Origin of the sequence: Micromonospora sp. NPDC049359 (assembly GCF_044466585.1) — a bacterium.
Taxonomy (GTDB): domain Bacteria; phylum Actinomycetota; class Actinomycetes; order Mycobacteriales; family Micromonosporaceae; genus Micromonospora.
Genome location: NZ_JBITMW010000003.1, coordinates 466,476 through 479,410 on the forward strand (window position 1 = coordinate 466,476; position 12,935 = coordinate 479,410).

Sequence of the window (12,935 nt, forward strand, 5' to 3'; positions counted from 1 at the left end):
GCTCGGGGCGGCGGGCCGGTCACGGCAGGTCGATCGCCGCGTAGGTGAGGTCGAGGTACTCGAGGATGCCCTCGTGCGACCCCTCCTTGCCGATGCCGGACTGCTTCACGCCCCCGAACGGAGCTGACGGGTCCGAGATCAGACCACGGTTGATGCCGACCATCCCCGTCTCCAGCCCCTCGGTGAACCTCAGCGCCCGCCGCAGGTCACGGGTGAAGACGTACCCGACCAGGCCGTGCTCGGTGTCGTTGGCCTTCGCCAGCACCTCGTCGTCGGACGTGAACGAGATGATCGGCGCAACCGGACCGAAGATCTCCGCCTGCAGCATCCGCGCGTCGTCGGGCACGTCGACGACCACGGTGGGCGGGTAGAAGTGGCCCGGCCCATCCGGACGCTTGCCGCCCACCAGCACCCGGGCGCCCCGATCCACCGCGTCGCCGACGAGCTCGTCGATCGCGGTGACCGAGGCCTCGTCGATCAACGCCCCGACGTCCACGCCGTCGTCCAGACCATGACCCACCGACAGCGCGCCCATCCGCTCGACGAAGCGCGCCGTGAACTCCTCGCGCACCGGCTCCTCGACGTAGAACCGGTTGGCCGCGATGCAGGACTCCCCGATGTTGCGCATCTTGGCCACCATGGCGCCGTCGACGGCGACGTCCAGGTCGGCGTCCGCACACACGATCAGGGCCGCGTTGCCGCCAAGTTCCATCGAGGTACGCAGCACGTTGTCCGCAGCCTGCCGGAGCAGCACGCGTCCGACCTCGGTCGACCCGGTGAACGACAGCTTGCGGGTCCGGTTGTCGGCCAGCAGCGCCGAGACCACCGCGCCGGAACGCTTGGTGGTCACCACGTTGACGACGCCCGGCGGTACGCCCACCTCTTCCATGAGGCGGGCCAGGAACAGCATGGTGAGCGGCGTCTGGCCCGCGGGCTTGGTGATCGTCGTACAGCCGGCGGCCAGCGCAGGAGCGATCTTGCGGGCGCCCATGGCCAACGGGAAGTTCCAGGGCGTCACGAAGACACACGGTCCGACCGGCTTCGGCACGGTAAGGATGCGGTATCCGCCGGCGGGGGCGGCGCTGTAGCGACCCTCGACGCGGACCGCCTCCTCGGCGAACCACCGGAAGAACTCCGCGCCGTAGGACACCTCCGCCCGAGCCTCGGCGAGTGGCTTGCCCATCTCCAGCGTGATCAGCCGGGCGACCTCCTCGGACCGCTCGACCAGTGCCCGGTACGTCGCGGTCAACAACTCCGACCGTTTCCGTGGTGGGGTCGCCGCCCACCCCGGCATCGCCGTGCTCGCCGCCTCCAGGGCGGCGAGCCCGTCGACGACGTCGGCGTCCGCCACCTCGGCGATGGTCGTGCCGGTGGCCGGGTCCTCGACGGCGAAGGTGGCCCCGTTCGTGGCGTCGCGCCAGGCGTCGCCGATGCGGAGCCGCCGGTGCTCGGGGGCCAGGACGGTCATCGGGTCACTCATTGCGTCGCCTCCTGTGATCTTCGTGGTGCTGTGCGGAGTGCCCCAGCGATCGCGCCGTGCGGGTGGACGGACGGGTCACCCGCCCTCGTCGGGGCGGGGGCGAAGGTGTCTCGGTCTGTCCGGCGCGGTTACCGCCCCGCCTCGGACAGCGACAGCCCGGTGTCCGCGTCGAACAGGTGCGCACGGTCCAGGTCGACCGTGACCGACAGCCGTTCGCCCGGCGTACCGGTGATGGTGGGTCGTGCCTTGACCTTGAGGATCTCGGTTCCCACCCGGACGTCGACCACCGTGCGGTCGCCGAGCGGCTCGAGCCCGTAGAGCTCTCCCGACAACGACGCGTCCCCGCGCTGCTCGACGGACAGGTCCTCCGCGCGTACGCCCAGCAGCAGCGCACGACCTTCCTCGGCAGTGGTCCAGTGGGGCCGAGGCAACGTCCAGCCGTCCGCACCGACCAGACGATCCCCCTCGGCGCGGCAGGCGAGCAGGCTGATCGGCGGGCTCCCGACGAACCCCGCCACCCACTGGTTGGCGGGACGCTCGTACACCTCGGTCGGTGTCCCGACCTGCTGCACCTTCCCCTCCTTGAGGACCGCGACCGCATCGGCCATGGACAGGGCCTCGACCTGGTCGTTGGTCACGTAGACGAAGGTCGCGCCGAGGCTCCGGTGGATACGGGTGAGCTCGGTGCGCATCTCGACGCGGAGCTTGAGGTCGAGGTTCGTCAGCGGCTCGTCCATGAGGAAAGCCCGGGGGCTGCGGACCAGCGCCCGAGCCAGCGCGACCCGCTGCATCTCACCGCCGGACAACTGGGCGGGACGACGCTTCAGCAGACGTTCGATGTGCAGCAGCTTCGACATCTGCTCGACGGCGGCCGCGATCTCGCTCGCCGAACGGCGGCGTGCCCGCAGCGGTGAGGCGATGTTCTCGTACGCCGTGTGTCGCGGGTAGAGGGCGTAGTTCTGGAAGACCATGGCCAGGTCCCGCTCGGCCGGCGCGTCAGCGGTCGCGTCTCTCCCGTCCAGGTGCACCGAACCCGCGTCGAGCTTCTCCAGGCCGGCGATCGCCCGCAGGGTCGTCGTCTTACCCGCCCCGGAGGGCCCGAGCACGACGAAGAACGAGCCGTCCGGCACGTCGAGCGTCACCCCGTCCAGGGCCTGGACCTTGCCGAAGGACTTGCGCAGCCCGTGCGCTGCCACGGTTCCCATCAGGCCACCAGCTCTTCCGTGCGCACGTCGTAGACCGCCGGGGTTCCGCCGGTGTGCCGCAGCCCGACCTTCGCGTCGGGGGCGAAACGAATGGTCGGTGGCATCCGAACCCGTACGTCGCGCTCGCCGCCGTGGTCGACCACGTAGATGATTTCGTCGCCCAGCCACTCCGCCGAGACCACTCGGGCCGGGATCGTGCCTTCCGTCCCTGGCGCGGTGACTTCCAGCGCCTCCGGCCGGACGCCGGCCACCAGGCGACGATCGCGCGGCAGGCCTGACGGTGGTGTGAGGACCAGTCCGCCCTGACTGTGCAGCATGCCGTCGACCACCTCCACGTCGACCAGGTTCATCGGCGGGGAGCCGATGAACGCGGCGCAGAAGAGACTCGCCGGGCGGTCGTAGACCTCCAGCGGCGTGCCGATCTGCTCCACGCGGCCCTTGTTGAGGATGGCGATCCGGTGACCGAGCGACATCGCCTCGACCTGGTCGTGGGTGACGTAGACCATCGTCGCCCCCAGCTCCCCCTGCAGGTGCTTGATCTCCGTGCGCATGTCCGCCCTCAACTCGGCGTCCAGATTGGTGAGAGGTTCGTCCATGAGGAACGCGCGCGGTCGTCGCACCAGGGCGCGCGCGAGCGCGACGCGCTGCTGCTCCCCGCCGGACAGTTGGCGCGGTCGCCGGTCCAGAAGGGCACCGAGCCGCATCAGCCGGGCGGCCTCCTCGACCCGCGCGTGCACCTCCTGCTTGGGCAGTCCCTCGGCCCGCAGGGGGAACGCCAGGTTGTCGCGGGTTCGCAGATGCGGGTAGAGGGCGTAGAACTGGAACACCATGGCGATGTCGCGCTCGGCGGGCGGCAGATCATTGACCAGCGTGTCACCGATGCGGATGTCGCCGGACGTCTGCCTCTCCAGGCCGGCGATGGCCCGCAGCGTGGTCGTCTTGCCGCAGCCCGACGGGCCGAGCATCACGAACAGCTCGCCGTGGCCGATGGACAGGTCCACCTGTTCGACCGCGACCGTGCCGTCCGGGTAGCGCTTGTGCAGCGCGGTTACCTCGATACCCGCCATCAGCGTCGCACCGCCCCGAGCGTCACACCGGCGATGAGGTGCCTGCGCACCAGGTAGGCGAAGATGAGCACCGGTAGGGCGAACACCACGGAGGCGGCTGCCACGAGACCCCAGTCGGTGGTGGTGCCGCCGATCAGGCCGGCGATGGCGGGTGGGGCCGTCCGGACGCTGTCGCTGGACGTGAGGAAGATGGCGAACACGAACTCGTTCCACGAGAAGATGAGCGCGAAGACCGCCGTCGCGGCGATGCCGGGTAAGAGCTGGGGAAGTGTGTATCGCCAGAACGCCTGTAGCCGGGTGTAGCCGTCGAGCATGGCGGCGTCCTCGTACTCCGCGGGCACCTCGTCGACGAACCCCTTCATCATCCAGATCGTGAACGGCACGTTGAACGCGGCGTAGATGAGGATCAGGCCGATCTTGTTGTCGATGAGTCCGACCTGGCGGTACATGAGGAAGATCGGGATCACCACCACCACGGGCGGCATGAAGCGGGTGGACAGGATGAAGAACAGTTGGTCCTTCTTGGCCTTCACGGCGAATCGTGAGTAGGCCCAGGCCGCCGGGACTCCCAGCACGGTGGCCAGCACCGTGGAGGCGCCGGCGACCAAGAAGGAGTTGAGGAAGCTGACGGACACGGGCGTGCGGCCGTCGCCCTGGGCGACGAACACGTCCTTGTAATGCTGCAACGTGACGGCGAAGTCGAAGAACTTGGCCGGGATGGCGTAGACGTCCCGGTTCTCCTTGATCGACGTCTCGATCATCCACAGCACCGGAAAGAGCATCACGGCGGCCAGCACGGTCAGCAGCACCACCTCCACCGCGGAGCGGCCCCGGCCGCCGGGGCGGCGCGCGGGAGGTGTGTGGTCCCCGGCCGGACCGGTGGACACGGCCTCGTCGACGGAGACGGCCATCAGTCCTCCTTGAGCTTGTTCAGATAACGCAGGTAGAGCTGCGTGAGGACGATGACGACGAGGACCATGAGGATTCCGTACGCTGACGCGGTTCCGGTGTTGAAGCCCAGGAACGCGACCTTGTAGATGTGGAACGACAACGTCTCGGTGGAGACCCCCGGGCCTCCGTTGGTGAGGATGTAGACGAGGTCGAACAGCCGGAACGCCTCGATGGCCCGGAACATCACGGCGATGAGCAGCAGCGGCCACACCAGCGGCAGGGTGATGGTGCGGAACTTGAACCACTCGGACGCGCGGTCGATCGAGGCGGCCTCGTAGAGGTACTTGGGCACCGCGCTGAGGCCCGCGAGCGCGATGAGCATGATGAACGGCGTCCACTGCCAGGTGTCGACCACGATCAGCGAGATCAGGGCCGTCCGCTGCCGGGTGAGCCACTCCACCTGCCCGAGGCCGACCGAGCCGAGCATGCTGTTGACCACGCCGAACTGCGCGTCGAGCATGAAGCGCCAGAACAACCCGACCACGACCGGCGACAGCATCATCGGGACCAGGAACAGGGTGGTCAGCGCGCCGCGCCCGCGCGTGCGCCGGGAGATCAGGTAGGCGATGCCGAACCCGAGCACGGTCTGCAGGGAGACCGCGCCGATCACATAGACCAGAGTCGTCAGGGCCCTCGTGTGGACCTGGGCCGACGTCAGGATGGCGGTGTAGTTCCCGAACCCGACGAACTCGGCGGGACCCCCGCGCGTGGCCGAGTAGTCGGTGAAGGACAGGTACAACGACCACAGCAACGGGAAGACCGACATGGCGAGCAACAGCAGGAGCGAGGGGGAGATGAAGGCCACGGCGAGCCCACGGTCGCTCAACCGGCGGGACCGACCCGGCGCAGGTGGCGTCGCGGACGCCACCTGCCCGGGGTGTTCGGTCGTCAGAGGGGCGTCGCTCACAGCCCGCCGCCGCCCTTGCGGTTGCTCGAGTCGAGCACGCTCTGCTGCTCCTTGGCGATGTCGTCGAGCGCGTCCTTCGGGCTCTTCGCGCCGTTGAGGGCCGCGTTCACGTTGGTGTTCTCGATGTCGACGAGGCGCGCGTACTCGGGCACGTTCCACATGTCCCGCATGCGCGGGACCGAGTCGGCGTACACCTTGTTGAACGGCCCGGCGTTGAGGAACTCGGGTGACTGGATCGCGTCGGTACGCGATGGCACGCCACCGGCGGCGGCCCACTTCTTCTGGACGTCAGCCCGCTCGAACCACTTCATGAAGTTCAGGGCTTCCGCCTGGTTCGCCGCGCCGGAGTAGGCCGAGATGTGCATGCCCATGCCGCCGAGCGGGACGAGGTTGGTCTTCTGGGTCGGCAGGGTGGCGAAGCCCAACTTGTCGAGGATCTGCTCGCGCGTGGTGCCGAGCGTCGACTGCTTCGGGTCGAGCAGGCCGCCGCTCGCCGCGATCCAGTTGAACGCGATGCACGCCTTGCCCTGGGCGACGGCCGCGTTCGTCTCGTCGATGAACCAGTTGCCGGAGCCCTTGGCGGTCAGCGGCTTCATCTTGTTGACCAGGACGTCCATCGCCTCCTGGCCGGCCGCGTCGTTGAGGACGCCCTGGATCTTGCGTGCCTTCGGGTCCCAGAGGTTGCCGCCGTAGACGCCGTTCACGGTGTTGTAGGTGACGGCCGCGGCGTCGGAGCCGTTGGCCTGGTGGAAGGCCAGTCCGCTCACGCCGGGGTGCTCCGCCTGGCACTTCCCGGCGACCGAGATCATCTCGTCCCAGGTCTGCGGCGGCTTGTCGCCGATCAGGTCCTTGCGGTAGATCATCGTCCAGGTGTCGCCGAGCAGCGGCAGCCCGTAGAGGCTGGCGTTCTCGTCGCGTTTGCCGGTCTCCGCCTGGGGGAACTGACCGTAGGCCGCCAGGAGGTACGGGTCGTAGGCCTGCACCTCGATGTTGTTCTTGACGAAGTCCGTGAGGTCGAGGATGTTGCCGTTCGTCACGGCCTCGCCGATGTGCTGCGAGTCCAGGATCGCGATGTCGAAGTCGGTCTTGCGCGCGGCGAACTGGGTGAACATCGCGTCGTGCCAGTTCGCGTTCGGCACAGTGTTGACCTTGATGGTCGCGTTCGGCCGCTCTTTCTTGTACTCCGCGTTGGCGAAGGCTTCCAGCGCTTGGGCGGGCGGCCAGTCGAACCAGATGAAGCTGAGGGTCAGCGGGTCCTTGCTGAGCTCCGGGACGGCCGCCGGCGCCTTGGGGGCGCTCGCCTTCGCGTCGTCGTCCTTGTCGCCGCCGCACGCCGCCAGGGTCGTGGCCACCAGCAGCATGGCCGCCGTCGCCAGCCGTGCCTTGCGACCGGGAACGGGCATTCGTCCTATTCGCTTCTGAGCGCGCATGTTATGCCTGCTTTCTGGATGGGGACTTCTAGGCCTCGCTATGTGCTTCGCCGAGCGGTTGCTGGGTTTTCTGGGCGTGGCGCCGGGCCGTCGTGAGGGCCGGCGTCAGAACTGCGCCGCGAGGTGGAGAATGAAGATCATCCGCCACTTTTCCTATACGATCTGGTGGGGGCGTCAGCATGCCGCAGCGCTGTGACTGATGTCAACAGGCCGCAACGGCGCAAGAAGGGACCTCACGTCACGATGGACGACGGAGCGATGATCGCGCGGGGCCGCAAGGCCGTGACGGGAGGAATGTCGGTGGGAAGATCGGGCGGCCGGCTCGCCGACGAGGTGTACGACACGCTGCTCGGGCAGCTGATGTCGCTACGGATCGAACCCGGTTCCCGCGTCACGATCGACGTCCTGGCGCGAGAGCTGGGAGTCTCCCAGACGCCGATCCGGGACGCCCTGAACCGCATGGAGGCCGAGGGGCTGGTCGTGCGGGTGCCCCACGCCGGTTACCGCATCCCTCCCCAGATCACCCGCCACCGATTCGAGGACATGCTCGAGGTCCGCCTGCTGCTCGAGCCCGCGGCGGCGCGCCGGTCCGCCGAACGCGCCTCGGTGGAACAGGTGACCGGCCTGCGACGGATGCTGGAGGAGATGGCCGAGCTGGAGGGGGGCAAGGGGCCCGCGGCGTACGGCGCCTTCGGGCTCCGCGACGCCGCGTTTCACGACCTGGTCGCCCGCAGCGCGGAGAACCAGGTGATCCGGGAGGCGCTCGCCCGTCTGCACAGCCACGTGCACCTCTTCCGGCTGCACCACGACGCCCAGGTCACCCACCTGGCCATGGCCGAGCACGAGGACGTGGTGGCCGCGATCGCCGCGCGTGACCCCGACGCCGCCGCCTACGCGATGCGTCGGCACATCCTGCGCTCCGGCGACCGGTTCCGGCGATTGTTCGACGAGGTCACGGACGCGGAATCGATGGCGGTAGAGGCTTGACGGGTGGGCTGGGTCGAGGAATGCTATCGCCACCGGATCGGATCGGATTGGATCTCCACCACCCGCCACCAGACGCGAGGAGAAGCAGGTGCCCAGAGCGCTGCTCCTGACCGGCGACGCCGCCGAGGAACTCGACACCATGTATCCCTACTACCGCGTGCAGGAGGGCGGCTGGGACGTCGACGTCTCGTCACGGACGCTGCGTGACGTGCAGTTGGTCATCCACGAGTTCGACCCCAACTCCGACGCCTACGTGGAGAAGAACGGGCGCAAGCTGCCGGTCGACGTGCCCTGGGCCGAGGTCGACGTCGAGCGCTACGACGCCCTCATCATCCCCGGCGGACGCGCCCCCGAGTGGATCCGGGTCGACGCCGACGTCAGGCGCATCACCGAGCACTTCTTCGCGCGCAACCTCCCCATCGCTCTGGTGTGCCACGGCGCGCAGGTGCCAGCGGTGTACGGGCTCCTGAAGGGTCGGAAGACGGCGTGCTTCCCGCCCATCACGGGGGACATGGAGAACGCGGGCGCGACGGTCATCGACGCACCCGACGTCGTGGACGGCAACCTCGTCTCCTGCCGGGGATGGCCCGACATGCCGCAGTTCGGCAGGGCGATGATGGAGGTCTTCTCGAAGTCCGTCAGCTCCGCCTCGGCGTGAGCACGCCCGGCCTGCCCCGGTGACAGCACTTCGGACCGTCGCGGTCGACGGTTCACCCGTCCACGTTCTGGAGAGCGGCGCCGGGCCCGCGGTGTTGATGCTGCACGGCTCCGGACCCGGCACGACCGGGTCCGGCGCCTGGGCATCGACGGCGCAGGCGCTGGGCACGTCCTGGCACGTGGTGGCTCCTGACCAGGCGGGGTTCGGCCGTACGCCCGTGCCGGCCGGCTCCCCGAGCGGACTCCGGCTGTGGACGGAGCAGGCGGCGGGCCTGATGGATGCTCTCGGTATCGAGTCCTACGCCGTGGTGGGTCACTCCATGGGCGGCGCCGTGGCGCTGGCACTGGCGGCGGCCCGCCCTGAGCGGGTGACCCGGGTCGTGGCGGTCTCCACGATGGGCGCTCCGGGGGCGCCGCTGTCCGTCGATCTCGACGCGGTCTGGGCCGCCCCCGCCGGCCCGCTCGGGGCGCGGGACATGCTGAGCCGCCTCCTCCTCGACCAGGCTCTCGTCACCGACGCGGCCGTCGAGGCGCGGGCGGCGGCGATGCGGGATGGGGCGTCCGCGTACGCGTCGTTGTTCCCCGCACCGAGGGCACGATGGGTCGACGACCTCACCCTCACCGCGCAGCGGCTGGCAGCGATCCACGCGCCCGTGCTGCTCGTGCACGGCGCCCAGGACCGCGTCACCCCGATCGAGGCAGCCACCCGACCCCTGCTCGAACACCTGGCCGACGTGCGTCTGCACGTGTTCGGTCGATGCGGGCACGTGCCGGCGGTCGAACACCCGCGCGAGTTCCAGCAACTGCTGTCGTGCTTCCTCGGCCAGGACCGAGGTCACTGACACCCGCCCCGGTCGCCGCTACGGTCCGCAGTCCGTGCGAGAAGCTCAATCCTGCCGCGAGCGATCCGCTGGGAGCACGGCTGTCCCGTACGGGACGCGGATCGGTTTCCATGGCGATCATCGACGTCCCTCGCTACGATCCGACATTGAAACGTCACGATGCGTAGGGGTGTGTTGATCCACGCCCTGGGCGTGGGCGATCTGAAGCCGCTGTGAAGGTGGCGCCGGCCTGCGGATCACGCCGTCTCGACGAAGGGAAGCCGGATGACCGAGAGCGCGCAGAGCACCGAGAGCCGAACCGTTCCGCCCGTGCGGTCGTACCCGTTCAGTGTGCCCGACCGCCTCGTCGTCGATCCGACCTACGGCGAGCTGCGCGAGCACGAGCCGATGACCCGGGTGCAGCTCCCCTACGGGGAGGAGGCGTGGCTCGCCACCCGGTACGAGGACGTCCGTACGGTCCTCGGCGACGTGCGGTTCGGCCGCGCGCCAGCCGTCGACCGTGACGAGCCCCGGCTCACCCCGCGCCAGCAGTACAGCGGCATGCTGACCATGGATCCGCCCGATCACACCCGGCTGCGCCGGCTGGTGGCCAAGGCGTTCACGGCACGTCGAGTGGAGGCGCTGCGACCTCGCACCCAGGAGATCGCCGACACGCTGGTCGACGACATGCTCCGGCTCGGTCCCCCGGCCGACCTGGTGGAGCACGTCGCCACGCCACTGCCGATCCAGGTGATCTGTGAGCTGCTCGGCGTCCCGTACGCCGACCGCGACCGTTTCCACGTCTGGTCCGAGGCGATCGTCTCGACCACCTCACTGCCGCTGGAGACGATCCAGGAGTACCTGAACAATCTCTGGGGCTACATCGGTGGCCTGGTCGCCGAGCGTCGCCGCGACCCGGGGATCGACGACCTGCTCGGCGCGCTGGTGCGGGCCCGCGACGAGAACCAGGACCGGCTCAGCGAGACCGAACTGGTGGAGCTGGCCGCGGGGCTCCTCGCGGCCGGTCACGAGACGACGGTGACCCAGATCCCCAACTTCGTCTACGTCCTGCTGCACAATCCGGACCAGCTCGCGCGGCTGCGGTCCGATCCGTCGCTGGTGCCGGCCGCGGTCGAGGAACTTCTGCGGTACGTGCCGCTCGGCGTCGGTTCCTCCTTCGCCCGGTACGCCAAGGAGGACGTCGAGGTCGGCGGGGTGCTGGTCCGGGCCGGTGAACCGGTTCTCGGCTCACTGTCGTCGGCGAATCGGGACGGCACGGTCTTCGCCGACCCGGACCGGCTGGACTTCGATCGCGAGCAGAAACCGCACCTGGGCTTCGGACACGGCGTACACCACTGCGTCGGCGCGCAGTTGGCCCGCATGGAGTTGCAGGTAGCCGTCAGCACCTTCGTCACCCGTCTGCCCGGCCTGCGGCTCGCCGTACCGGAGGCCGAGCTGAAGTGGAAGCGCGGCATGTTGGTACGGGGCCTGCTCAGCATGCCGGTGGCGTGGTGAGCACCGCCTGGCGGGTCGGGGTGGACCCGGCTCGTTGCATCGGCACGAGCATCTGCGCCGGCACCGCGCCCGAGCATTTTCGCCTGGTCGACGGTGTGTCCGCGCCGTTGGCCGGCGTCGTCTCCCCGGCCGAGGTCGTCCTCGACGCCGCCAACTCGTGCCCGGTGGAGGCGATCATCGTCCGGGACGTCACGGACGACCGGCTGATCGCCCCGGAGGAGTGACCCGTCACCCACGCCGCGCGTGAGGCCGGCCGTTCCTCCGGCGTTGGCATCGCCGTGGTCGCCGCCTATGGTGGAGACATGTCCTCGGTTACGTTCCGCTCTCCTGCCGTCACCGGCGTGGCGGCGATCGGGGCTGCCCATGTGGCGATGGCCGCGTGCCGGACGGTCGATATGCGGGTACCGGTTGTCCGCGTGCCGCGCATCGCGCCCATCTCGTGGCTGACCAGCCCGGCGCGAACCGGCCGAGGCCCCCCAGCGGAACCGTTGCATCACGGAACGACCGCCAGGGCGAAGCTATCCAGCTTCGGCCCTTTTCTTTTTACCCTTCGGAAGCAGAGGTAGGACCATGAGCGTCGATCAACGAGCTGTCGACCAGCGTTGGCTGGCTGATCTGCGAGCCTCGCTGGCGGAAGACTTCGCCACGCAGACGGCTCGGCTGCGGGAACTCACCGAGCTCAACGCGGACACCGGCGACCCGAGCGAGGCCCACAACCGGGCCGCGCTGCTGGTGGCCACCCGGCGCAACATCGAGCAGATCACCGGTGCGCTGAGCCGCATCAGCGCCGGTACCTACGGGACCTGCGCGAAGTGCCGCCAGAACATCCCGGCCGAGCGGCTCGAAATCCTTCCGCATGCGCAGTTCTGCGTGTCCTGCCAGGCGAAGCAGAACGGCTGACCGGCGGTGTGGCTGCCGTGCCGCAGCGGTACGGCAGCCACACCGGCCGTCACGCGGGAGATGGCTCCGTCACGGTGACGATGTCGAGGATGCCCAGAAGTCCGGCAAGCGTCACGGCCTCGGAGCGCGTCAGGGTGAGCGAGCAGGTGGCGTCGGGGTCGTCGGGGGACTCGTAGACGAGATCTCGTCGCCCGCCCGGGTGGTGCGTGACCACGCCCACTCGACGACCGTCAGCGGTGGTGAACATGCGGCGTACCCCGATACCGGGCAGCGGGGTCAGTTCGACAATCATGGGGACTCCAGCGGGCAGGGCGGCGCATCCGCGTAGCGGCTCGGCGGCGCGCAGGCCGGCGAGCGTGGCCGGGCGAAGTGCGGTGGGCGTGGTGGTGGCACGGCCGGTCATGGCGGCGAACTGGACACACCATGGGTCGGCGCGAGCCGGGGCGGGTGGATCAGGCGAGGCGCAGCGCGTGGCGCGGGGGAGCGCGATCCGCTGACCAGGCGGGCACGCAACCGGGGGTCGCCCGCCGTGCGGAACGGAACACGATGCACAACCCGATCGAGCGGGTGGCTGAGAGCACCAGCAGGAGCACGGCGAGCAGCAGCAATGTCGGCTGCGGCGTCCGCTCGCCGACGCGCCGGGGGCCGCGTCTGTCGTGCATGCCCCAACCATAGCCGTCGCCCAGAGTGTGGACCATGTTCGCGTTGGGTGACCGCCTCCGGGCGATGTGGTCGGTGAACTGGATGACATCGTGGGCCTGCCGGGTCGCGCTCGTTCGGCCGCTGCTGGCGATGACGTACCACTGGTCGGGAACGACCGTCGGCCCGGTCCGCCGGGAAACGGTGGCGCGTGCGGGTCGGTGGTTGGGTAGCGTCCCGGCAGGCGTTCCTGTCGAGGCGTGTGGCCGAGACCTACGGCAACTACGCGCGGAATCAGCTCCCCGGCCGGGAACGCGTCGTCCTCCCCGGCCCGTGAGCCGGCGGCGGCCAACCAGGACCGACGACGTGGTTGGCC

General features: G+C 69.4%; 14 protein-coding genes and 1 pseudogene. 7 read left to right on the forward strand and 8 right to left on the reverse strand.

All coding sequences use genetic code 11. The annotated features are described in order from the left end of the window. Positions 1-19: 19 nt before the first annotated feature. The 6 genes from ACIBTX_RS10665 to ACIBTX_RS10690 form a co-directional block, all read right to left on the reverse strand. Entirely contained in the window at positions 20-1,480 is a 1,461-nt protein-coding gene (locus tag ACIBTX_RS10665; protein ID WP_396832368.1) for an NAD-dependent succinate-semialdehyde dehydrogenase, read from the reverse strand. 128 nt (positions 1,481-1,608) lie between these two features. Beyond that, a complete protein-coding gene (locus tag ACIBTX_RS10670; RefSeq protein ID WP_357124995.1) occupies positions 1,609-2,685 on the reverse strand; it encodes an ABC transporter ATP-binding protein in 1,077 nt (358 codons plus the stop codon). Then, entirely contained in the window at positions 2,685-3,752 is a 1,068-nt protein-coding gene (locus ACIBTX_RS10675; RefSeq protein ID WP_357124998.1) for an ABC transporter ATP-binding protein, read from the reverse strand. The genes ACIBTX_RS10670 and ACIBTX_RS10675 overlap by 1 nt, the downstream gene beginning before the upstream one ends. Then, the gene (locus ACIBTX_RS10680) at positions 3,752-4,663 is read right to left on the reverse strand and encodes a carbohydrate ABC transporter permease (protein ID WP_396832369.1); all 912 of its coding nucleotides are present in this window, start codon (positions 4,661-4,663) and stop codon (positions 3,752-3,754) included. The genes ACIBTX_RS10675 and ACIBTX_RS10680 overlap by 1 nt, the downstream gene beginning before the upstream one ends. After that, the gene (locus ACIBTX_RS10685) at positions 4,663-5,610 is read right to left on the reverse strand and encodes a sugar ABC transporter permease (protein ID WP_357125004.1); all 948 of its coding nucleotides are present in this window, start codon (positions 5,608-5,610) and stop codon (positions 4,663-4,665) included. Before ACIBTX_RS10685 ends, ACIBTX_RS10680 begins: the two co-directional genes overlap by 1 nt. Next, positions 5,607-7,013 (reverse strand): extracellular solute-binding protein, encoded by a 1,407-nt coding sequence (locus ACIBTX_RS10690; protein WP_357173909.1) that lies wholly within the window; start codon positions 7,011-7,013, stop codon positions 5,607-5,609. Before ACIBTX_RS10690 ends, ACIBTX_RS10685 begins: the two co-directional genes overlap by 4 nt. A 321-nt stretch (positions 7,014-7,334) precedes the next feature. On the opposite strand from ACIBTX_RS10690, the gene ACIBTX_RS10695 reads away from it, so the two are divergent. The 6 genes from ACIBTX_RS10695 (at position 7,335) to ACIBTX_RS10720 (ending at position 11,920) form a co-directional block, all read left to right on the forward strand. Continuing rightward, a complete protein-coding gene (locus ACIBTX_RS10695; RefSeq protein ID WP_357174254.1) occupies positions 7,335-8,027 on the forward strand; it encodes a GntR family transcriptional regulator in 693 nt (230 codons plus the stop codon). A gap of 88 nt (positions 8,028-8,115) precedes the next feature. Then, complete coding sequence (locus tag ACIBTX_RS10700; protein WP_355047859.1) at positions 8,116-8,685, forward strand: DJ-1/PfpI family protein; 570 nt, start codon at positions 8,116-8,118, stop codon at positions 8,683-8,685. A gap of 19 nt (positions 8,686-8,704) precedes the next feature. Continuing rightward, positions 8,705-9,526, forward strand: coding sequence for an alpha/beta fold hydrolase (locus ACIBTX_RS10705; protein WP_396832370.1), 822 nt, complete (start codon positions 8,705-8,707; stop codon positions 9,524-9,526). Between the two features lie 264 nt (positions 9,527-9,790). Further along, entirely contained in the window at positions 9,791-11,020 is a 1,230-nt protein-coding gene (locus tag ACIBTX_RS10710; RefSeq protein ID WP_357125014.1) for a cytochrome P450, read from the forward strand. After that, positions 11,014-11,244 (forward strand): ferredoxin, encoded by a 231-nt coding sequence (locus ACIBTX_RS10715; RefSeq protein ID WP_363660529.1) that lies wholly within the window; start codon positions 11,014-11,016, stop codon positions 11,242-11,244. Before ACIBTX_RS10710 ends, ACIBTX_RS10715 begins: the two co-directional genes overlap by 7 nt. A 346-nt stretch (positions 11,245-11,590) precedes the next feature. Next, entirely contained in the window at positions 11,591-11,920 is a 330-nt protein-coding gene (locus ACIBTX_RS10720) for a TraR/DksA C4-type zinc finger protein (protein WP_355047864.1), read from the forward strand. Positions 11,921-11,969: 49 nt separating this feature from the next. Here ACIBTX_RS10720 and ACIBTX_RS10725 read toward each other — a convergent pair whose 3' ends face one another. Both ACIBTX_RS10725 and ACIBTX_RS10730 read right to left on the reverse strand, forming a co-directional pair. After that, the gene (locus tag ACIBTX_RS10725; RefSeq protein WP_357392478.1) at positions 11,970-12,323 is read right to left on the reverse strand and encodes a hypothetical protein; all 354 of its coding nucleotides are present in this window, start codon (positions 12,321-12,323) and stop codon (positions 11,970-11,972) included. A gap of 49 nt (positions 12,324-12,372) precedes the next feature. Beyond that, positions 12,373-12,582, reverse strand: a complete 210-nt coding sequence (locus ACIBTX_RS10730) for a hypothetical protein (RefSeq protein ID WP_396832371.1) — start codon at positions 12,580-12,582, stop codon at positions 12,373-12,375. A 206-nt stretch (positions 12,583-12,788) separates the two neighbouring features. Between ACIBTX_RS10730 and ACIBTX_RS10735 the strand changes: the two are divergent. Next, positions 12,789-12,860 (forward strand): annotated as a pseudogene (locus ACIBTX_RS10735) (nucleotidyltransferase); the annotation flags it as partial. Between the last annotated feature and the right edge of the window lie 75 nt (positions 12,861-12,935).